Raw genomic sequence first — 19,338 nt, forward strand, 5'->3', positions numbered from 1 at the left:
GAGGAGTCCTCATGTTTCAGGGATTGACCGGATGGCACCTGCTGATCGTCTTGGCCGTCATCCTTCTGCTGTTCGGCGCCGCCAAGCTCCCCGCCCTCGCGAAGAGCGTCGGCCAGTCAGCTCGCGTGTTCAAGAGCGAGATGAAAGAGATGAAGCGCGACGACGAGGTCGTGGCTCCCACTCCCGAGGCGCCGCGCGCCACCGAGACCGGCACCGCTTCGACCGCCGCCCCCGAGCCGCGCAGGTCGAACGACCCCACGATCTAAGTCGTGGTGACGGCAGGCCCGCCGCGCATCGACCTCCCCGAGGGGCCGCGGCGCGATAAGCGCATGTCCATCGGCGCGCATCTCGTGGAGCTGCGCAAGCGTCTGATGATCGCGGCTGCCGCCCTCGTGGTGGGCATGGTGGTCGCGTTCATCATCACCGACCCGATCATCCACCTGATCACCGAGCCGATCCGTGCGATCGCGGAGCGCCGCGGCGACGACTTCTCGGCGCTGAACTTCACCTCGGTGACCTCGGCGTTCGACCTGCGCATGCGCATCGCGTTCTCGATCGGCATCTTTCTGTCGGCACCGGTGTGGCTGTGGCAGATCTGGGCGTTCATCATGCCCGGACTCACGCGCAAAGAGGTGCGCTACACGGTCGGGTTCGTGGCATCCGCGGTCCCGCTGTTCTTCGTGGGCTGCTGGGTGGGGCTCCTGATCGTGCCGCACGTGATCGAGCTCATGTGGGGCTTCACGCCCGAGGGTGGCGTCAACTTCTACAACGCCACCGATTACTACGACTTCGTGTTCAAGCTCATGATCGTGGTGGGCGTAGCGTTCGTGCTGCCGGTGTTCCTGGTCGCGTTGAACGTCGCCGGCATCATGAGCGGCAAGGCGATCCTGAAGGGCTGGCGGGTCGCGATCCTCATCGCCACCCTGTTCTCGGCCCTCGCCACCCCCGCGGCCGACATCATCAGCATGCTCATGCTGGCCGCCATCCTCACCGTGCTGTTCTTCGCCGCCGCCGGGGTGTCGATGCTGTTCGACCGCCGCAAGGCGCGTCGCGCCGCCGCGGCCGCAACGCCGTCGGGGCCCATCGCGTGAGCGCGCCGAGTCCGGCCGAGCGTTTCGCGCGCGCCAGCGCCCGGTCGACGCACCCCCACACGGCCGACTTCGCCGAGATGCAGCGATTCGAGCTCGACGACTTCCAGATCGCCGGATGCCACGCCCTCGAAGACGGGCGGAGCGTGCTCGTGGCCGCCCCCACCGGCGCCGGAAAGACCATCGTCGGCGAGTTCGCCATCCACCTCGCGATGTCGGAGCCCGGCGACAAGGCGTTCTACACCACGCCGATCAAGGCGTTGTCGAACCAGAAGTTCCACGAGCTGCAAGAGATCTACGGCGACGACGAGGTGGGCCTGCTCACCGGCGACACGAACATCAACTCCTCGGCGCGCATCGTCGTCATGACGACCGAGGTGCTGCGCAACATGCTGTACGCCGATTCGCCGGCCCTGCGTGGCCTGCGCTTCGTCGTCATGGACGAGGTGCACTACCTCGCCGACCGCTTCCGCGGCGCGGTGTGGGAAGAAGTCATCATCCACCTGCCGTCGTCGGTCAAACTCGTGTCGCTGTCGGCGACCGTGTCGAATGCCGAGGAGTTCGGCGACTGGCTCGACACCGTGCGCGGCGACACCGAGGTGATCGTGTCGGAGACCCGGCCCGTGCCCCTCGAGCAGCACGTGCTCGTGCGCGGCGATCTGCTGCCGCTGTTCGACGACCGCGCGGGAGTCGCCACCGCGCAGGTGAACCAGGAGCTGCTGCGCATTCGCGGGGGCAACTCCGGGGGATACGAGAACAACCGGCGCGCGCAGGAGTACCGCTCGGCCCGCCACGCCGGAGGTCCGCGCCACGCGGGCCAGCGCCGCGCCGGGCACAAGCCGACCCGTGCGGCGCAGGGGCCGCGCATCGAGCGCATCGACCGTCCCGAGGTCGTGGAGCTGCTGCAGCGCAACCACCTGCTGCCCGCGATCTTCTTCATCTTCAGCCGCGCCGGCTGCGACGCCGCCGTGCAGCAGCTGCGGCGCGCGAACGTGCGGCTGACCTCGGCCGAGGAGCGCGTCGAGATCCGCCAGATCGTCGACGAGCTGACTTTCACGCTGAAGGACGAGGACCTCGCCGTCCTGCACTTCTGGGAGTGGCGCGACAACCTCGAGCGCGGCATGGCCTCGCACCACGCGGGCCTGCTGCCGGCGTTCAAAGAGGTCGTCGAGGAGCTGTTCCGTCGCAAGCTCGTCAAGGTCGTCTTCGCGACCGAGACGCTGGCGCTCGGCATCAACATGCCGGCGCGCACGGTCGTGCTCGAGAAGCTCGAGAAGTTCAACGGCGAAGCTCGCGTGGCCATCACCTCGGGGGAGTACACGCAGCTGACCGGTCGCGCCGGCCGCCGCGGCATCGACGTCGAGGGCCACGCGGTGGTGCAGTTCACCGAGGGCCTCGACCCGCAGTCGGTCGCGGCGCTGGCCTCGCGCCGCACCTATCCGCTGAACTCGAGCTTTCGGCCCACGTACAACATGGCCGTCAACCTCATCGACCAGTTCGGTCGGGCCCGGGCCCGTGAGGTGCTCGAGTCGTCGTTCGCGCAGTTCCAGGCCGACCGCTCGGTCGTCGGTCTCGCGCGTCAGGTGAAGGATGCCGAGGAGTCGCTCTCGGGCTACGAGCAGGCGATGACGTGCGATCGCGGGGACTTCCGCGAGTACTCCACGATCCGCCGCGAACTCAGCGATCTCGAGAAGATCAACCGGCGCGACGCCACGGCGCCCCGTCGCCTGCGCGACGAGCGGCAGGAGCAGATCCAGTCGCTGCGCCGGCGCATGCAGCGGCACCCCTGCCAGTCGTGCCCCGATCGCGAGGCCCACGCCCGGTGGGCGGAGCGGTATTGGAAGCTCAAGCGCACCACCGACAAGACCCGGCAGCAGATCGATCAGCGCACCGGCAACGTCGCGCGCGTCTTCGACCGGGTCGTCGAGGTGCTCGCCGCCCTGGAGTACGTCGCGATCGAAGACGACGGTGCCACGGTGCTGACCCCCGCGGGTCGCACGATGCGCCGCATCTACGGTGAGCGCGACCTGCTCGTGGCCGAGTCGCTGCGCCAGCGCCTGTGGGACGGACTCGATGCTCCGTCCCTCGCCGCCCTCGCCTGCTGCCTCGTGTACGAACCGCGCCGCGACGAGGCCGGGCCGGGCGAGCGGGGTCTGCCGCGCGGCGCGTTCCGCGGGGCGCTCGATGCCACGCAGACCCTCTGGCAAGAGCTCGACGACCTCGAGCGCGACCACCGCCTGCCGGGCTCGGCGGAACCCGCCTCCGGCCTGGCCCCCGCCATGCACGCGTGGGCGAAGGGTCTGCCGCTCGACAGCGTGCTCACCCTCGCCGACATGGCCGCGGGCGACTTCGTCCGCTGGGTCAAGCAGACGATCGACCTGCTCGACCAGATCTCGCTCGTCGCCGAACCGAAGCTCGCGTCGACCGCGCGCACGGCGTTGGATTCCGTGCGGCGCGGCATCGTCGCGTACACGTCCGCGTGAGCGCCGTGTCGACGCGCCGTCCGCGCGCGCGCCTCGCCGAGCCCACCCCGCCGGTGCTGCGTCTGGCATTCGCGGCGCCGCTGTCGGTCGTGGCGGGGTTGCTGCTGGTCACCGCGTTCCCCGCGTTGGCGTGGTGGCCGATGGCACTGCCCGCCGTGGTGCTCGCGCTCGTCGTCCTCGCCGGTCGGGGCATCTGGTCGTCGCTGCTCGTGGGGTTCCTGTTCGGGGCGGCGTTCTTCTCGGTCAACCTGCTCTTCACGGCGCGCTACCTGGGACCCATCCCATGGATCGCGCTGTCGGTGCTCGAAGCGCTGCTCACCGCGGTGTTCGCCATCCCCATCGCGCTGGCCTACCGATGGATGCCGCGGCTGGCGCCGGGAACGCTCGGACGGCTCGTGCTGCTGCCGGCCCTCGTCGCGGGGCTGTGGACGTTGCGCGAGCAGATCGTCGGCTCGTGGCCGTACGGCGGCTTCCCCTGGGGACGTATCGGCGTCTCGCAGGTGAACGGGCCCTTCGCCGAGGTGGCGTCGTGGGTCGGCATGTCGGGGCTGACGTTCCTCGTCGTGCTGCTGTGCGCCATGGCGATCGAGTTCGTGCGCACCGGGCGGTTCCGCCGTCTCGCGCGTGCCGTGCCGGCCGCGCTCGTGCTGGCCGTGCTCGTGGCGCTGCCGCAGTTCCCGACCACCGACGCGGGCTCGCTGCGCGTGGGCGCGGCGCAGGGCAACGGTCCCGCCGGCTACTTCGACCAGCGCTCCCGCAACGCCGTGCTGAACGCGCAGCTGGCGGCATCCGCTCCGCTTCTCGGGCAGGACATGGACGTGCTGCTCTGGCCCGAGGGTGGCGTCGACTCCGACCCGACCGCCTCGCGACCGACCGCCGCCGCGCTCGACGAGCTGTCGCGCCGGGTCGACGCGCCGCTGCTCGTGTCGGCGGTGACCGAGCGCGGGCCCGACCTGTTCAATTCCGCGCTGCTGTGGACCCCCGACGGCGGGGCGATCGCCACGTACGACAAACGGCATCCGGTGCCGTTCGGCGAGTACGTGCCCGACCGGGCGTTCTGGGAGCCGTTCGCTCCCGACCTGATCGGTCTGATCGGGCGCGAGTACACCCCGGGAACGGCGAGCCCGCTCTTCGACCTGAACGGTGTCGGCATGGGCCTTGCCATCTGCTTCGACGTGATCTACGACGACGTGGTGTGGGACGGCGCGGCCGCGGGGGCGCAGATCTACATGTTCCAGACCAACAACGCCGACTTCCGCGGCACCGACGAGAACCTGCAGCAGCTCGCCTTCGCGCGCATGCGGGCGATCGAGACCGGTCGCTCGGTGGTGAACCTCTCGACCGTGGGCACGAGCCAGGTGATCGCACCCGACGGGGCCACCCTCGACGAGCTGCCCGTCGACGTCGCGGGGCACATGCTCACTGACGTGCCGCTGCGCACCGGTCTCACCCCCGCGACGGTCATCGGACCCGCGGTCAAGATCGTGGTGGGCGGGGGGAGCCTCGTCGCTCTGCTGGCGGCCGGTGTCCTCGTCGCGGTGCGGTCCCGCGCCACGAAGAAGACGCCGACCCCCGAAGGGGCCGGCGTCTGAATCCGTTTCTCAGCGTCAGGCGCTGAGCTTCTCGTTCCCGGCGCCACGGCGGGCGCGGACGAAGGCGAGACGCTCTTCGAGCAGCTCTTCGAGCTCGGGGAGGGTGCGACGCTCCAGGAGCATGTCCCAGTGCGTACGGGCGGCCTTGTCGCCGCTGTGGTCGACGGTCGCGATGCCGTCACCGATGCGCAGCAGCGCTTCGGCGCCGCACGTGCGGCACTCCCAGGACTCCGGAACCTCGGCGTCTGCAGCGAACGTCAGGACGGTGTCGCGTCCGCAGGTGCTGCAGTTGTACGTGTGTTGTGCACGGTCGTGAAACACGACGCCGTCTTCGCTCTGGAGGCTTTGGGCGCCGAGTCGGATGCCGCGGAGACTGCGGTCTGCCATTGTGTGGTCCTCTCGTCGGTCCCCATGTATAACGCTCGCACCTGTGCGCTTTATTCGAACGGCGGGCCCGCGGCCGGGTTTCACAGAGAATGCTCAGTCAGCTGGCGTTCACCGTTCGTTCACCACGGCCAGAGCCAGGTCGGCGCGGTCGGTGACCAGCCCGTCGACGCCCAGGTCGAGCAGGCGGTGCATGTCCGCGGATTCGTTGACCGTCCACACGTGCACCTCGACGCCGGCGGCGTGGGCGTCGCGGACGAAGCCCGGGGTCACGACCGGGATGACCCCGTGCCGCTCGGGCACCTGCAGCGCATCGAGGTCGGCGAGCAGCTCCCGCACACGCCGGCGCCGACCCAGCACGCGCGCCGCCAGCAGGCGGGCGATGGTCGCCGATCCGGGGGAGGTGGCCGGGCGGCGGGTCGCCCCCGCGCGGCGGGCCGCCTCGAGGGCGGTGCGACGGCGATCGTCGGAGAAGCTGGTGACGAGCACCCGCTCGGCGTGCGGCGCGATGAGCCGCCCGACCGGTTCGGCCGCGGCGGTGGCCTTGACGTCGAGGTTGAAGCGCACGTCGGGGAAGGCGTCGAGCGCCTGGGCGAGGGTGATGAGGCCGCCGCGGTCCGACATGAGCTCCGCCAGCTCGTGCACGCGGACGTCGGCGATCGCCCGAGGGTCTTCGGCGACGCGTCGCAGGTCGTCGTCGTGGAACAGCACGACGGTGCCGTCGGCGGTGAGGTGGCAGTCCGTTTCGACATAGACGGCGCCGGCGGCGTGCGCCGCGGCCACCGCGGCGAACGAGTTGTCGACCAGCCCGTTCGCGACGGCATCCGGGGTGACGAGCCCCCGGTGCGCCAGCACGCGCGGCCCCTCGGGTGAGAGGTAGGGATGCCGGGCGGCGGGCGATGCGGTCATGTCAGGGCCTCCGGGCCAGAACGTAGCACGCGCGTACGACACGCCCGTGCCCGTGGACAGGGGCTGTTCGCGGCGTCGTGGAGGCGTCCGTGGCCGTCGCGGGGAGCGGCGCGGCTGCGGCCCGGCGCCGGTGGCGGTGGGCGGGGGATCGGTAGGCTGGGAGGGGCTCCGAGTGTCCCCCCGCTCGCGGTCCCCCTTTTTCGAATCGTCAGGAGAATCCGTGTCTCAGACCCTTCCGTCCGGCTCCCTGAGCGGCAAGACCGCGCTCGTCACCGGCTCGTCGCGCGGCATCGGCGCCGACACCGTGAAGTACTTCGCCGAGGCCGGCGCGAACGTCGTCATCAACTTCCGCAACAAGGCGCCGCGCGCCGAGAAGCTGGCGTCGCAGCTGCGTGAGCTGGGCGTCGAGGCGCTCGTCGTGGGCGCCGACCTCACCGACCCCGCGTCGGTGAAGGCGATGTTCGATGAGGTCGAGCGCACGTTCGGAGGCCTCGACGTGCTCGTGCTCAACGCCTCGGGCGGCATGGAGTCCGGCATGGCCGAGGACTACGCGCTGCTGCTCAACCGCGACGCGCAGGTCTCCGTGCTCGAAACCGCGCTGCCGTTGCTCAAGGCCGACGCGCGCGTGGTGTTCGTGACCAGTCACCAGGCGCACTTCATCCGCACCACCCCGACCATGCCCGAGTACGAGCCGGTCGCGCTGTCGAAGCGGGCCGGCGAAGACGCGCTGCGTGAGAAGATCCCCGCTCTCGAGGAGCGCGGCATCGGCTTCACCGTCGTCTCGGGCGACATGATCGAAGGCACCATCACGGCCACCCTGCTCGAGCGCGCCAACCCCGGCGCGATCGCCGCCCGCCGCGACGACGCCGGCAAGCTGTACAACGTGTCGGAGTTCGCGGCCGAGGTCGCCCGTGCGGCCATCGACCCGGTTCCCGCCGACAACACCCGTCTCGTGGGCGACACGGGTTCGTTCGGAGGCGAGTGAGCATGCGCTCCGTCGACATCGAGGCGCTCGTCTCCGTGGGGCGTCCCGCGCTCTCGTCCGACGGCGACGTCGCCGTCTTCGCCACCTCGCGTCCCGATCTCGTCGCCGACCGCGGAGTGGGCCAGCTCTGGCGGGTCGACCTGCCCGACGGTGCGCCGCGCCGCCTGACGCGCGGTGTCGCCGACAAGGCGCCGCGCCTCTCGCCCGACGACGCCACCGTCGCGTTCCTCCGCCCCGACGAGCGCGGCCGCGCGCAGGTGTTCGTCGTCTCGGTCCTCGGTGGCGAGCCGGTCCAGGTGACCGACCAGCCCGGGGGAGTGACCGACGTCGCCTGGTCGCCCGACGGCGCGCGTCTGGCGTTCTCGGCGCGCGTGCCCGAGCCCGGTCGATACGGCACCGTCGAGGGGCGCGACGCCGCCGCCGAACCGCCGCGTCGGATCACCGGCATCCGGTGGCACTCGAACGGCGCCGGCTACCTGGACCGCCCGAGCCATCTCTTCGTGGTGGACGCGCCCTCGACCGAGGCGGAGCCCTTCTACACGCCCGCTCCGGCGCTGGAAGCGCCCGAGAAGCGCGTGATCCCCGCCGAGCCCACGCGGCTGACCGAGGGTGACACCAGTTGGAGCGGCGTCGTCTGGACGCACGACGGCAGCGAGCTGCTGAACGTTCCCGACGTGATCGAGACCGACCGCCGCGACCTGCGCGACCGCATCGTGGCCGTCGCGGTCGAGGGTGGGGCCGAGCGCGAGGTGCTCTCGACCTCGGCCGACCTGTCGGTCGCCGAGGTCGCCGTGGCGCCCGACGGGGCGATCTTCGTGCTCGCGAACGACGTGGGTCCGGAGGGCGTGGACTTCGTCGCCCCCGGCGTCTCGCTGTTCCTGCTGGAGGCCGAGGGTCCGCGCCGGCTCACCGACGCCGAGACGATCGATCTCGGCGAGGTCGGCAGTCACCTGTCGTTCGACGACGGCGACGTGCTCGTGCAGGACCGCACCCGCGGGCGCCTGCGCCTGCTGCGCGTCACGCGCGGAGCAGACGTGTCCGAGGTCCTCGGCGGGGACCTCGAGGTCAACGGCCACGCCGTCGCGAACGGCCGGGTCGTGGCATCCGTCGCCGCGCCCGAATCGTTCGGTGAGCTGGTGCTCGTCGACCCCGTGGCGGGCGTTCGCGCCGTCACCGACTTCGGCGCCGCCGTGCGCGAGCGGGGTGTCGTCGTGCCGGTCGAGCACGAGATCGTCGGCCGCGACGGCTACCCGGTGCACGGGTGGGTCGCCACGCCCGAGGGCGAGGGGCCGTTCCCGGTCATCCTGCAGATCCACGGCGGGCCGTACGCGTCATACGGGGTGCACGTCTTCGACGAGACCCAGGTGCTCGTCGACGCCGGGTACGCCGTCGTCTACAGCAACCCCCGCGGGAGCGCCGGATACGGTCGCGCCCACGGCCGGTCGATCCGACAGAAGATGGGCACCCTCGACTACTTCGACGTGCTCGACTTCTTCGACGGCGTCGTGGCGGCAGATCCTCGCCTCGACGGCGACCGCGTCGGCGTGATGGGCGGGTCCTACGGCGGATACATGACCGCGTGGATCATCGCGCACGACCACCGCTTCGCCGGCGCGATCGTGGAGCGCGGGTTCCTCGACCCGACCGCGTTCCCGGGCTCGAGCGACATCGGCTCGTTCTTCGGTCAGGAGTACGTCGGGACCGACCCCGAGCAGATGGCCGCGCAGAGCCCCATGGCCGTCGTCGACCGGGTGCGCACCCCCACGTTGGTGCTCCACTCCGAGCTCGACTTCCGCTGCCCGCTCGAACAGGCCACGCGTTACTACGCGGCGCTGAAGCGCCAGGGCACCGAGGCCGAGATGCTCGTCTTCCCCGGCGAAGACCACGAGCTCACCCGCGCGGGTCGGCCGCAGCACCGGGTGCAGCGCTTCGACGCGGTGCTCGAATGGTGGGCGCGGTACCTGCCGGTCGCGTGAATCGGAAAGGGCCCGGATGCCATGGCATCCGGGCCCTTTCGCGTACCCGTGTTACGCGGCCTTGCCGAACTGGACCGCTCGCACGATCTGGAAGATGCCGAGGATGACGAGCGAGATGCCGATGAGCAGGAACAGCGTCACCGCGCCCAGGAGCGGCGAGAACAGCAGCACGACGCCGGCGAGGATGCTGACGATCGCGAAGAAGATCGTCCAGGCCCGCGCCTTCGATCCGTGGCCGACGGTGGTGAGCGAGACGACGCCCTCGATGATCCACAGGATGCCGACGAGGGTGCCGATGAAGACGCCGAACCACGCGGTCGTGGCCGAGAGGTTGGCGAACGAGAAGATGCCCGCGACGATGAACAGCACGCCGAGCACGATGTAGCCGATGCGAGCCCAGCCGGAGCGCCAGAACAGGCCGATGCCGATGTTCACCAGTCCGGCGATGATGACGTAGACCGAGATGATGCCGACGGCGATCTCGGCGGTGCGGCCGGGCCACACCAGGATGAGCAGGCCGATGACGAGCGACAGCGCGCCGCTGACGCCGAGCGCGGTGCGGACGGCGCTGAGAGCGGGGCTGGTCGTGGACGAGGGCGACATTGCGTGCCTTTCTGGATGAACGCTGTGAACAGTGCTCACCTTAGACCGCACGGCGAAACCCGCGCGACCCGGGCGTACGCGCCGCGTCGAGCGGCGTCACAAGGGCCGTTAGGTGGCGGCGTTGGCCGCGCCGGGACCGGGGTTGGCGCCGAGGGTTGAGTGTCCAGGACATGCCGCGCCCGCCCGGCCACGCCCGGCGTGTCGTGGACACTCAACCCCTCTGGGGGCCTTGCTACGTCGCGCGCTGTTGAGTGTCCCGGACACGCCGCACCCGCATCGCCGTGCGCGGCGTTTCGTGGACACTCAACCCCTCTGCGAGCCGCGCGCGGGCCGACCCGTGTGCGCGGTGCAGCCGCGATCACTGCGCGGGTGTGGCAGCGCTGGGAATTGCGAGGTGGCGCGGCCGCTCACCGGCGCCACAGGGCGCGGACCGCGCGCTCGGTCGCGACGAATCGTTCCGCCGTCGCTGAGGCGAAGTCGCGGGCACCCCGCAGCCCGCGCTCCAGCTCGTCGAGCAACGCCGCCCCCGCGGTGTGGGTCCGGTCGTAGGCGTCGCGCGCCGAGCCGTTCCAGTCCCCGCGAAGGCGGCTGGACTCCCGATCGAGCAGGTCGATCTCGATCGCGATGCCCGAGAGGGCCTGGTCGAGATGCGCGACGAGTTCGCCGTGGCGCGCGCTGTCGAACCGGATGTACACGGTGCGGTCCCGTCAGTAGGTGTCGCGCGGGTGGAGGCCGTCGGCCAGGCGGAAGCAGGGGGAGAAGGAGAGGATCTGGATGTAGGTGCGGTCCACGCTGAGCGCCATCATGTACACCGACCCGTGCGGACCGCGCACTTGAACGCTCGGAACACCGTCGTCGAGAGTCTCGCGGATCGCGGTGTACCCGGTCTTCTCGACGTAGGCGGCGACAACTGCATCCATGATCGCGGCCGTCTCCGATGGTCCGATCAAATGGACATTGGTGTGCCCAGCCCACTGAAATGTGCGATCCGTTCCACAGCTGAGCAAGCCACTTTCTTCAGCCTGGTCAACGGACGCGACCTCAGCCGGTGGAACGAACTCGGCAAGAGAGAGCTCCATGTCTTGGGCAACCTTCTTGGCGCCCCACACATCGAGGTCGGGATCGACGTCGATACCTCCGGTCGGCGCGCACCCGGCCAACATCACGAGAGTGAGGATCATCAGGGGGGTGAGTAGACGACGGCGTTTCATTGGGTCACCTCGCGAAGAATGAGACGGAGAGCGGCCCTGTTCTCGGCAAGGTCGCTCGCGATGAGTTGGTGATTCTCGAGCGCGCGAAACGACACCCGGAAGCTGGGCGTGGGCTGCGGCTCGATCCCGGGTAGGCCGATCGCCGGGGGAGCGGGGAGCGGGATCTCGACGTCTCCGTCTCGCGCGTAGACGTGGCTCTCGAAGGCCGGCTCGTGAGCGGGGACGCGTCCGTCCCAGACGACTCCGGTCTCCTGCGCCATGGTGAGCGCGTCGGTGTACGCCCAGTGGGCGTACGTCGTTCGCGGATCGGGTGCCCACCCCTCCGGCATCCCGGCCCCCGCCAGCGAGTGAACCTGGTCGTACTGAGCGCCGGCGACCTCCGAGGCGGTGATGGGTGCGAGACCCCAGGAGTGCCCCATAGCCACGCTCTCGCTGTCGGCGACGGCGTCGCTCGCGCCGCGGATCTCGGCGGCGAAGTCGGCGAGACGGTCTCCCATGGCGCGCGCGAGATCCGGATCGTTCGCCTGCGACAGCCCCGTCGCCAGCGGGAGCTCCGCGAGGGCGACCGAAGGCGGGGCCCCGGCCTCATCGCCCGGGAACACCCCGTCTTTCCAGACGAAGCCGAGCACACCGGCATCCTGCTGGTTCATCCACTCCACGACCTCTTGCGGACCCCCTCCGTAGAAGCTCTGCATGCTCGTGAAGGTGCCCGGCACGTAGGTGACGGTCGCCGTCGTGGACGCCGAGGGAGTCCCGATCATCTCGATGATGCGATGCGCGGGGGCGTCGTACAGATAGAGCCGGACGTCGCCGTCGACCGCGCGCTGCAGGTAGTGCCTCTCTGCCGTGATCGCCGCGCGCTCCTCGGGGGCGAGGTGGGGGTCGTCGAGGGAACGCTCAAGTGCTGCCACGCGCTCCGCGGCGTTCTCGCGGTTGGCGGCCACCCGAACGAGCGGGGGCAGCCCACCGAGGGTGCCCAGGACGGCCGGGATCGCGGCGAGCAGGGCGGAGCGGGCCGCCGGGTCGTCGATGCCGTCCCACCACGCCCGGACCTGGTCGTCGTCGGGTGGGAACTGCTCGAGAAGCGTCATCCAGTCGGGGTGGAGGGCGAGCAGCTCACTGATCTGCTGCTCCGCGTCGGCCCGAGACAGGCGCTCCAGGATGGAGATCCCCAGGCGGCGGGTCGCGGCCCGCGGGGCGAGCGCGTCGATCGACGGTGCGGGGGCGAACAGCAGAGCGGCGCTCCATCGCCCGTTCTCGCTCATCCCACGGGCGGCGGCCTCGATCGCCGCCGCGCACTCCTCGCCGCGGGTGCGCACGACCTCGCGGGCCTCGGACAGCAGCTCCTCGGCACGGACGCGGAGGGCCGCTCCGGTATCGGCGGCGCCCTGGGCAGGGTTCTGAGCAGCCGTCTCGAGCGTCTCGGTGGGACCCCGTCGGTGCAGGTCGACGGCATCCGCGGCCCGGCCCTGCGCCCAGGTGAGGGTCTCGGCGTACCGCTGCAGGCTGCCCGCGCACTCGACCAGAACCTGGGCGACGACCGACCAGTCGTCGGCGGCGGAGGTGCGGCGGAGCGAGAAATCGTCTGCGGCCTCACCCTGCCAGGCGTCGTGCACGGAGACGGCGAACAGCCGGTCGGCGAGCCCCACCGCCGCGTCGGACAGCTGGGTCCAGGCGCGGGCAGCGGAGAAGATCTGGTCGGGGCGACCGGGGATCAGGACGAGGGGGTCGGCGACGGATGCGAGATCACCCATGCGCTGCTGCCGCCGCCTCGTCGGCCTCGTCGTAGGCATCCGCGGAAGCACGCAGGCGCGCGGCGATCTGCTCCGTCTCGACGAGTCGGCTGCGCCACGCACGCAGAAGAAGCGCCGAGAAGGATGCGGTCGCCGCGGCCAGTCCGCCGTGACCGAACTCGACGCGGGGGAGTGGGGCGGCGAGAGGCGCTTCGTCGCGTATGCCCTGCACCCGGGCGGCGATCTCGCGCACCGCTTCGGTGTCGATGGAGAACGACGTCATGAGGGCTCCCGCGGTGGGTCGGCGAAGGGGACGCGAGCATCGTAGGCTCACCGCGCCCGGCCGCCGTCAGAACTCTCCACAGGGTGAAGAGGGGGTGATGCCGTCGACGTGTGAGGGTGAGGTCACCCGAGCAGCAGGGCCACCGCGAACAGCACAGGAAGGCACCCGACGGTGGAGAGGAACACCACATCGCGCGACAGGATCTCGCCGACGCCGTACCGCTGCGCGAAGTTGAACACGTTCTGCGCCGTCGGGAGCGCGGCGAGAACGACGACCACGAACACCTGGTCGTCGGGCAGACCGAACCACAAGGCGACGAGCCACGCCAGCGCGGGCATGGCCACGAGCTTCAAGACCGACGCGATGACGACGTCGACGCGACGCCCGGGTTCGGTCAGCACCCGCTGGCCGTACAGCGACATGCCGTACGACATCAGCAGAACCGGCACGCACGCCCCCGCGATGAGGTGCAGCGGATCGAAGACGATCGGCGGCAGGTCGATACCGAGCACCGCGACGAGCACACCCAGCGCTGATCCGATGAGCATCGGGTTCTTGACCGTCTGCGTGACGATCCGCCCGACGGAGCGGGAGCCCGAGGTGACGGCATCCAGGAGCGACAGCGCGATCGGCATGAGCACGAGCAGCTGGAACAGGATGACGGGAGCCGAGAACGCCGCGTTGCCGAGCATGTAGAGCGAGATCGGGATGCCGATGTTGTTGCTGTTGACCTGACCCGCCGACAGCGCGCCGATGACCGTCTCGCCGACCGGGCGACGCAGGATCAGCGCCGAGACGAGGGTGTACAGACCGATGATCACGGCCGCGGTGATCATCGACACCGGCAGGAGCGCCGAGAACAGCGTCGCCACGTCGGCGCGGGCGAGCACCGTGAACAGCAGGAAGGGTGAGAGTACGTAAAACGTCAGGCGACTCAGAACGTGGCGCGCGTGCGGCCCGAGCAGATCGATGCGGGCGATCACGTAGCCCACCACCACAGCGAGGCCCACGACCGCGAAGCCGGTGAGGACGCCGGTCACGCGAGGACCCGGCGGGGTAGAGGAGCGGGGGTGGGAGGCATCGATTCGAGCGTAACGGGGGCGGAGACGGCCGCGATGCACGGTCGGCTCTTGCAGCGAGGAGGCAGACGAGGCTTGAGGGGGTGGCGCCTCGGAGGGCCTCACCCTCGACGATCGCCGAGGGCTGAGGGGATCAGCGCTCGATGGCCGCCTTCACCGCGTTCTCGAGGTCGTTCACGCTCTGGAGGACGAGCGGGGCGCCGTCGACGAAGAACGTGGGAGTGCTGCGCACGCCGAGCGCGCGTGCATCGTCGAAGTCCGATTTCACCCGGGCGGCGGTCGCCGGGTCTGCGACCGCCGCGTCGTACGCCGCCATGTCGAGTCCCATCTCGGCGGCGTAACGGCGGAAGGTCTCGGCCTGTGACTCCTGCGCCTCGCCCCATGTGCTCTGCGTCTGGAAGAGACGGTGGTACATGTCCTCGAATCGGTCCTGCTGGGCAGCGGCTTCGGCCGCGACGGCCGCAGTGGTGGAGTTCGCGTGGCCCGGGAGAGGGAAGTAGCGGACGGCGTACGTGATGCGCCCCGCGTACTTCTCACGCAGCTCCTCGACCACGGGGTACGTGGCGCCGCACGCTTCGCATTCGAAATCCAGGAACTCCACGACCGTCACCGCGTCTTGGCCGCCGTCGTCCAAGACCTGGGTGTCGTCTCGAATGATCGCGGGGTTCGCTGACGGGCCGGGGGACTGGGCTCGGTCGACGAGGAAGGCGACCAGCCCGGCGACGATGAGGATCGCGAGCGCCGCGGCGGTCACGGTGAAGGGCGTGAAGAGGGATTTCATGGCTCAGTGATGGTCCTCGTGCGCGTGGCCGTGCGCGGTGGTGTGGTGGTCGGCGGGGTCATGGTCGGCCTCGAGGATCATCCCGACGGAGGTGGCGCAGGCGTCGCCGCGCCAGGCTTCCCGCCCTTCGCGCAGGGCGAAAGCGGCGATGACGAGGCCCGCGACGGCGTCGGCCCACCACCAGCCGAACACCCCGTTCAGGACGAGGCCGGTGAGCACCGCAGCCGACAGGTAGGTGCAGATCAGCGTCTGCTTCGAGTCGGCGACGGCGGTCGCCGACCCGAGCTCGCGGCCCGCGCGCCGCTCGGCCAGCGAGAGGAAGGGCATGATGACGACGCTGAGCGCCGTGAGGGCGATGCCGACGGGGGAGTGCTCGACCTCGACCCGGCCCACGAGGGCGAGACCGGAACTCACCGTGACGTAGGCGGCGAGGGCGAAGAACGCGACCGCGATGACGCGAAGAGTGCCCTTCTCCCATCGCTCGGGTTCGCGTCGAGTGAACTGCCACGCGACGGCGGCCGCCGAAAGCACCTCGATGGTCGAGTCCAGGCCGAAACCGATGAGGGCCGACGATGAGGCGATCGTTCCCGCCGTGAGGGCGATGACGGCCTCGACGACGTTGTAGACGATCGTGGCGGCGACGATCCACCGGATACGGCGCTGCAGGACCCGCCGCCTGTCGGTCGCGGCATCGCTCACGCGCAGGTGCACGTCTCACCCGCGCAGCAGTCGGGCTCGACGTGGAGGACGACGCGCAGCAGCTCATCCAGCGCCGGCGCGAGGTGCGCGTCGGCGAGCCGGTACCAGGTGCGGCGCCCGTCCGGCACGGCCTCGACGAGTCCGCAGCCGCGCAGACACGCCAGCTGATTCGACATCACCTGACGCGACACCCCGAGCGTGTCCGCCAGGTCGGACGGATACGCCGGAGCTTCCCGCAGAGCGAGGAGCACCCCCGCGCGCGTTCCGTCGGACAGAGCGTGCCCCAGGCGTGCAAGCGCGGCGGTGTGGGTCGCGGTGGCGCTCGGTGCGATCGTCGACATGCGGCCAGGATACAGAAAATCGTGAATTAAGCACAGCGTGTATCAAGACGTTCTCCGTCGCGAGCGCTTTTCCGGCAACGGCACGTCGCGGCGGGTGAGTTCGTCGACGTGCGAGGCGCCGGCCGTGGGTGCTCGCGAGGTCAGCACGCCGTGCGCGGATGCGGATCTCGTCAGAGCGCAGGTGCTCGGCGTTTGCTGCGTGCTCTACAGCGCGTCGGGGGTTCTTTCGCTCGATGCAGCCCATCCAGGGCTACGCCGATAATGCACATTATGTCAGCTTTAGGAGGAACGACCCTTCCCCTGCACCCACACGACCGGCGGCGATCCCTCGACCCGATCAGGTCAAGAACACGTCCGACACGACTCCGGCGGCGATGGCACCCGCCGCGAGCAGCAGAAGAACTGCGAGCGCGATGCGCGCCCCGACGCCCCGCCCCGCCCGCCGGCGCGATCGCGCGCCGCTCAGGAGCGCGACGCTGCCCGCGACGAGGCTCCCGCAGGCGAAGACACCGAGACCCAGAAGAAGGCCCGCGCCGATCTCGGGCGTGTGCAGGTATCCGAGCAGCAGCGCCCCCGCGTAGACGATCGCCGCCGTGACGACACCCGCCAGCACCCGTGCGCCGATATCGCGCCAGAACTTCTCTTCGCGGACCCACACTCCCACCCAGCCCCAGGGGCCGGTCGACGGGGTGTCACTTTCCACAGGCACGTGTGCACCCTAGCGTCCCCGCCGCGAAGGGATACGCTGCACCTCGTGTGCACGCGAATCTTCTGGAACACCAACGACGTCGCCAAGACCGTCAGCCGCTGCATGGATTGGGCCGTCAGCGACGAGCCCGAGCTGTGGTTCCTCCCCCGCGGCACGGCCCGCGACGGCCGGGCCGACGACCATTCGCTGACCTGGACGTCTGCCTATGCGAGCGTCGTGACCAGCATGTGGGGCATGGGGACCGTCGACGGCCTCAACGAAAAGGGGCTCGGCGCCCACGCCCTGTACCTCGACCCCACCGACGTCGAGTTTCCCGAGCCCGACGGGCGGCCGTCGGTCGCCAACGCCCTGTGGGTGCAGTACCTGCTCGACAACTTCGCCACCGTGGCCGACGCCGTCGCCCACATCGACCGCGTGCGCATCACCTCACCTCTGTTCCGCGGCATCCAGCTCGGGGTGCACATCGCCCTCGAAGACGCCTCCGGAGACTCCGCGATCATCGAGCCGCTCGGAGGCGAGCTGGTCGTGCACCACGGCCCCGAGTACACCGTGATGGCCAACTCCCCCACCCTCGACAAGCAGCTCGAGAACCTCGCCCGGTACCGGCCCTTCGGCGGTGAGCTCCCCCCGCCCGGCGACATCACGTCGGCTGACCGGTTCGTGCGCTCGGCGTACTTCCTGCACTACCTGCCCGAGCCCGAGAACACCGAAGAGGCCGTGGCGGGAGTGTTCCAGCTCATCGCCAACGTCTCGGTCCCCTACGGCGCCCCGTATTCGACCGGCGACGTGTACCCCACCTGGTGGCGCGCCGGAGCCGACCTCACGAACCGGGTCTACTACTTCGGCTCGACGCGGAGCCCCAACATCTTCTGGGTCACCCTCGACGATCTGGCCGACACCACCGAGGTGCGAAAGATCGACCCGCGGGAGCTCACGCTCGTCGGAGACCAGACCGCCCATCTCGAGCCTGCGGCGCTGCTGTACTGACGGGCGCCGTTGTCAGCGGTGTCTGCTCGTCGACGTCGACCAGCCATCCGATCTGCGCGACGACGGTGCGCTCAGCAGGCTCCGATCCGTCGAGCTCATCGCTCCCCACGGCCGGGGCGGAGTCATCACGGACCTGGGGTACGCGGACGCACGGGGTGAGGGTCACCGCACCCGGCAGGGCCTCGCTCGTCACCATCCACCTCGTGGGACGCGACCCGATGAACAGCCCGTTCCCCAGATCGCGACCGGCGAGAGGCCAAAGCTCCCCCTCGGCAGGCATCTGCGCGTCGGCGGGCGCGCCGTGTCCGGGTCGGCGCAGCGTGAAACGCTCCACATGCTGCTGTGCCACCGTGTAGACATCGCGTACCCGCCCGCGCACAACGTCATCGGTCGGCGTCCGCGGGTGCCGTTCCTCGAGGGCATCGATGGTCGCCGCGCATTCGGAGCCGAGCTGCCGGGCGAAAAGCGGGGGCACGTTCCGCGATCCGATGAGGAACTCGACGGTGTCCCCCACCACGAAGGGGTCCCCACAGCACGCCCACTCCGTCGCGCTCAGCCACACCCGCGTCACGAGGCCCACGCTACGCGACGGCGCCGCAGGAGGTCAGAAGCCTGATCGGCGCCGCGAGAGGACGGCCTCAGCGCACCCAGCTCGACGTCACGTCGAGCACGCGTGCTCCTGACAGGTCGCTGATCGACAGACCGGCGAAGCGCACGGCGGCCTCCGACGTCTGCCAGCGGAAGCGCGGGTCATCGGTCAGCGCCGCTTCGATCACGGTCTCGGCGGCCTCGTCGGCGGGCTGCGCGTTCGCGAAAGACGTCGCGGCCCGGTCGAGGTAGGCCTGCTGCTGGGCGGCGTACGGGCCCGGCGCCGCGCGGTGCACCGAGTCGACGAACGACGAAGTGACGGCGGCGGGCTCGACGATCGACACGTCGATGCCGAAGGGGGCGACGACCGGGGCGAGCGACTGCATGAGTCCCTCCACGGCGAACTTCGCCGCGCAGTACGCGTCGGAGAACGGCTGGCCCACCACTCCCCCGACGCTCGTCACCGTGACGATGCGGCCGCTCCCCTGGTCGCGCATACCGGGGAGCACGAGACGCGTCAGTCGCGCGACCGAGAGGTAGTTCGTCTCGAGCTGCTCCTGCAGCTGCGCGTCGGTGAGCTGCTCGAGCGTGCCGACGGCGCCGCGCCCGGCGTTGTTGACGAGGATATCCACCGGGCCGACCGCGTCGACGAGGGCCTGGGCGGCCGCGGCATCCGTCACATCCAGCGCGCGGATGTCGAGTTCGACACCGGCGACGGATGCCGCGGCGCGCAGCGCGTCGGCGCGCCCCGTGTCGCGCACGGTGGCGACGACCCGTGCGCCCCGCTGAGCGAGGCCGATGGCCGTGTGCAGGCCGATTCCGCTGGTGGTTCCGGTGACGATCGCGAGAGTCATGAGGACATCGTCGCGCATGAATCCATGGACCGGGTGTGCGGTATCGCTCTCTC

21 protein-coding genes are annotated in these 19,338 nt (G+C 70.4%); 7 read left to right on the forward strand and 14 right to left on the reverse strand.

Annotated features, from left to right (window positions below):
* Positions 1-11 precede the first annotated feature (11 nt).
* The 4 genes from tatA to lnt all read left to right on the forward strand — a co-directional run bounded on the left by tatA (position 12) and on the right by lnt (position 5,163).
* Entirely contained in the window at positions 12-266 is a 255-nt protein-coding gene (gene tatA, locus IFU40_RS05030; protein ID WP_191925611.1) for a Sec-independent protein translocase subunit TatA, read from the forward strand.
* A 63-nt stretch (positions 267-329) separates the two neighbouring features.
* The gene (tatC, locus tag IFU40_RS05035; RefSeq protein WP_055837953.1) at positions 330-1,091 is read left to right on the forward strand and encodes a twin-arginine translocase subunit TatC; all 762 of its coding nucleotides are present in this window, start codon (positions 330-332) and stop codon (positions 1,089-1,091) included.
* Positions 1,088-3,571, forward strand: a complete 2,484-nt coding sequence (locus IFU40_RS05040) for a DEAD/DEAH box helicase (protein ID WP_055940146.1) — start codon at positions 1,088-1,090, stop codon at positions 3,569-3,571. Before tatC ends, IFU40_RS05040 begins: the two co-directional genes overlap by 4 nt.
* Positions 3,568-5,163 (forward strand): apolipoprotein N-acyltransferase, encoded by a 1,596-nt coding sequence (gene lnt, locus IFU40_RS05045; protein WP_342343487.1) that lies wholly within the window; start codon positions 3,568-3,570, stop codon positions 5,161-5,163. The genes IFU40_RS05040 and lnt overlap by 4 nt, the downstream gene beginning before the upstream one ends.
* Before the next feature lie 15 nt (positions 5,164-5,178).
* Here the strand turns inward: lnt and IFU40_RS05050 are convergent, their stop codons facing one another.
* Positions 5,179-5,550 (reverse strand): RNA polymerase-binding protein RbpA, encoded by a 372-nt coding sequence (locus tag IFU40_RS05050; protein ID WP_055837532.1) that lies wholly within the window; start codon positions 5,548-5,550, stop codon positions 5,179-5,181.
* 108 nt (positions 5,551-5,658) lie between these two features.
* Positions 5,659-6,456, reverse strand: a complete 798-nt coding sequence (locus IFU40_RS05055) for a glycerophosphodiester phosphodiesterase family protein (protein ID WP_191925612.1) — start codon at positions 6,454-6,456, stop codon at positions 5,659-5,661.
* Between the two features lie 220 nt (positions 6,457-6,676).
* On the opposite strand from IFU40_RS05055, the gene IFU40_RS05060 reads away from it, so the two are divergent.
* Together IFU40_RS05060 and IFU40_RS05065 are read left to right on the forward strand one after the other, a co-directional pair.
* On the forward strand, positions 6,677-7,441 hold the full coding sequence (locus IFU40_RS05060) for an SDR family oxidoreductase (RefSeq protein ID WP_191925613.1): 765 nt from the start codon (positions 6,677-6,679) through the stop codon (positions 7,439-7,441).
* A gap of 2 nt (positions 7,442-7,443) precedes the next feature.
* Complete coding sequence (locus IFU40_RS05065; protein WP_191925614.1) at positions 7,444-9,417, forward strand: S9 family peptidase; 1,974 nt, start codon at positions 7,444-7,446, stop codon at positions 9,415-9,417.
* Positions 9,418-9,468: 51 nt separating this feature from the next.
* Here the strand turns inward: IFU40_RS05065 and IFU40_RS05070 are convergent, their stop codons facing one another.
* The 10 genes from IFU40_RS05070 to IFU40_RS05115 form a co-directional block, all read right to left on the reverse strand.
* The gene (locus IFU40_RS05070) at positions 9,469-10,020 is read right to left on the reverse strand and encodes an HdeD family acid-resistance protein (protein ID WP_191925615.1); all 552 of its coding nucleotides are present in this window, start codon (positions 10,018-10,020) and stop codon (positions 9,469-9,471) included.
* A gap of 407 nt (positions 10,021-10,427) precedes the next feature.
* The gene (locus IFU40_RS05075) at positions 10,428-10,715 is read right to left on the reverse strand and encodes a WXG100 family type VII secretion target (RefSeq protein ID WP_191925616.1); all 288 of its coding nucleotides are present in this window, start codon (positions 10,713-10,715) and stop codon (positions 10,428-10,430) included.
* A gap of 12 nt (positions 10,716-10,727) precedes the next feature.
* Entirely contained in the window at positions 10,728-11,201 is a 474-nt protein-coding gene (locus IFU40_RS05080; RefSeq protein WP_191925617.1) for a hypothetical protein, read from the reverse strand.
* Between the two features lie 26 nt (positions 11,202-11,227).
* Positions 11,228-12,985, reverse strand: coding sequence for a putative T7SS-secreted protein (locus IFU40_RS05085; RefSeq protein WP_191925618.1), 1,758 nt, complete (start codon positions 12,983-12,985; stop codon positions 11,228-11,230).
* On the reverse strand, positions 12,978-13,247 hold the full coding sequence (locus IFU40_RS05090) for a hypothetical protein (RefSeq protein WP_191915137.1): 270 nt from the start codon (positions 13,245-13,247) through the stop codon (positions 12,978-12,980). Before IFU40_RS05090 ends, IFU40_RS05085 begins: the two co-directional genes overlap by 8 nt.
* A 122-nt stretch (positions 13,248-13,369) precedes the next feature.
* Complete coding sequence (locus IFU40_RS05095) at positions 13,370-14,287, reverse strand: AEC family transporter (protein WP_191925619.1); 918 nt, start codon at positions 14,285-14,287, stop codon at positions 13,370-13,372.
* A 172-nt stretch (positions 14,288-14,459) separates the two neighbouring features.
* Positions 14,460-15,107 carry a DsbA family protein gene (locus IFU40_RS05100; RefSeq protein ID WP_191925620.1) on the reverse strand — a complete coding sequence of 216 codons (648 nt, stop codon included), beginning with the start codon at positions 15,105-15,107 and terminating at the stop codon, positions 14,460-14,462.
* A gap of 3 nt (positions 15,108-15,110) precedes the next feature.
* The gene (locus IFU40_RS05105; protein WP_342343488.1) at positions 15,111-15,818 is read right to left on the reverse strand and encodes a cation diffusion facilitator family transporter; all 708 of its coding nucleotides are present in this window, start codon (positions 15,816-15,818) and stop codon (positions 15,111-15,113) included.
* On the reverse strand, positions 15,803-16,147 hold the full coding sequence (locus IFU40_RS05110) for an ArsR/SmtB family transcription factor (RefSeq protein ID WP_055837498.1): 345 nt from the start codon (positions 16,145-16,147) through the stop codon (positions 15,803-15,805). The genes IFU40_RS05105 and IFU40_RS05110 overlap by 16 nt, the downstream gene beginning before the upstream one ends.
* Before the next feature lie 337 nt (positions 16,148-16,484).
* Positions 16,485-16,856 (reverse strand): hypothetical protein, encoded by a 372-nt coding sequence (locus IFU40_RS05115; protein ID WP_191925621.1) that lies wholly within the window; start codon positions 16,854-16,856, stop codon positions 16,485-16,487.
* Between the two features lie 45 nt (positions 16,857-16,901).
* Between IFU40_RS05115 and IFU40_RS05120 the strand changes: the two genes are divergently transcribed.
* Entirely contained in the window at positions 16,902-17,843 is a 942-nt protein-coding gene (locus IFU40_RS05120; RefSeq protein ID WP_191925622.1) for a linear amide C-N hydrolase, read from the forward strand.
* On the opposite strand, the gene IFU40_RS05125 is transcribed toward IFU40_RS05120, so the two are convergent.
* Both IFU40_RS05125 and IFU40_RS05130 read right to left on the reverse strand, forming a co-directional pair.
* Positions 17,788-18,414, reverse strand: a complete 627-nt coding sequence (locus tag IFU40_RS05125) for a DUF6578 domain-containing protein (RefSeq protein WP_191925623.1) — start codon at positions 18,412-18,414, stop codon at positions 17,788-17,790. The two genes, IFU40_RS05120 and IFU40_RS05125, sit on opposite strands and share 56 nt — an antisense overlap.
* Positions 18,415-18,481: 67 nt before the next feature.
* Positions 18,482-19,285: an SDR family NAD(P)-dependent oxidoreductase gene (locus IFU40_RS05130; protein WP_191925624.1), complete on the reverse strand. Its 804-nt coding sequence runs from the start codon at positions 19,283-19,285 to the stop codon at positions 18,482-18,484.
* Positions 19,286-19,338: the final 53 nt, after the last annotated feature.

It is taken from the genome of Microbacterium sp. CFBP 13617, from assembly GCF_014839445.1.
Lineage (GTDB): Bacteria > Actinomycetota > Actinomycetes > Actinomycetales > Microbacteriaceae > Microbacterium.

What these genes read in the sequence shown, in the direction of transcription:
- tatA (WP_191925611.1), top strand. Translation starts at nt 12, where the DNA reads ATGTTTCAGGGATTGACCGGATGGCACCTGCTGATCGTCTTGGCCGTC.
- tatC (WP_055837953.1), top strand. Translation starts at nt 330, where the DNA reads ATGTCCATCGGCGCGCATCTCGTGGAGCTGCGCAAGCGTCTGATGATC.
- IFU40_RS05050 (WP_055837532.1), bottom strand. Translation starts at nt 5,550, where the DNA reads ATGGCAGACCGCAGTCTCCGCGGCATCCGACTCGGCGCCCAAAGCCTC.
- IFU40_RS05055 (WP_191925612.1), bottom strand. Translation starts at nt 6,456, where the DNA reads ATGACCGCATCGCCCGCCGCCCGGCATCCCTACCTCTCACCCGAGGGG.
- IFU40_RS05065 (WP_191925614.1), top strand. Translation starts at nt 7,444, where the DNA reads ATGCGCTCCGTCGACATCGAGGCGCTCGTCTCCGTGGGGCGTCCCGCG.
- IFU40_RS05070 (WP_191925615.1), bottom strand. Translation starts at nt 10,020, where the DNA reads ATGTCGCCCTCGTCCACGACCAGCCCCGCTCTCAGCGCCGTCCGCACC.
- IFU40_RS05080 (WP_191925617.1), bottom strand. Translation starts at nt 11,201, where the DNA reads ATGATCCTCACTCTCGTGATGTTGGCCGGGTGCGCGCCGACCGGAGGT.
- IFU40_RS05085 (WP_191925618.1), bottom strand. Translation starts at nt 12,985, where the DNA reads ATGGGTGATCTCGCATCCGTCGCCGACCCCCTCGTCCTGATCCCCGGT.
- IFU40_RS05090 (WP_191915137.1), bottom strand. Translation starts at nt 13,247, where the DNA reads ATGACGTCGTTCTCCATCGACACCGAAGCGGTGCGCGAGATCGCCGCC.
- IFU40_RS05100 (WP_191925620.1), bottom strand. Translation starts at nt 15,107, where the DNA reads ATGAAATCCCTCTTCACGCCCTTCACCGTGACCGCCGCGGCGCTCGCG.
- IFU40_RS05110 (WP_055837498.1), bottom strand. Translation starts at nt 16,147, where the DNA reads ATGTCGACGATCGCACCGAGCGCCACCGCGACCCACACCGCCGCGCTT.
- IFU40_RS05130 (WP_191925624.1), bottom strand. Translation starts at nt 19,285, where the DNA reads ATGACTCTCGCGATCGTCACCGGAACCACCAGCGGAATCGGCCTGCAC.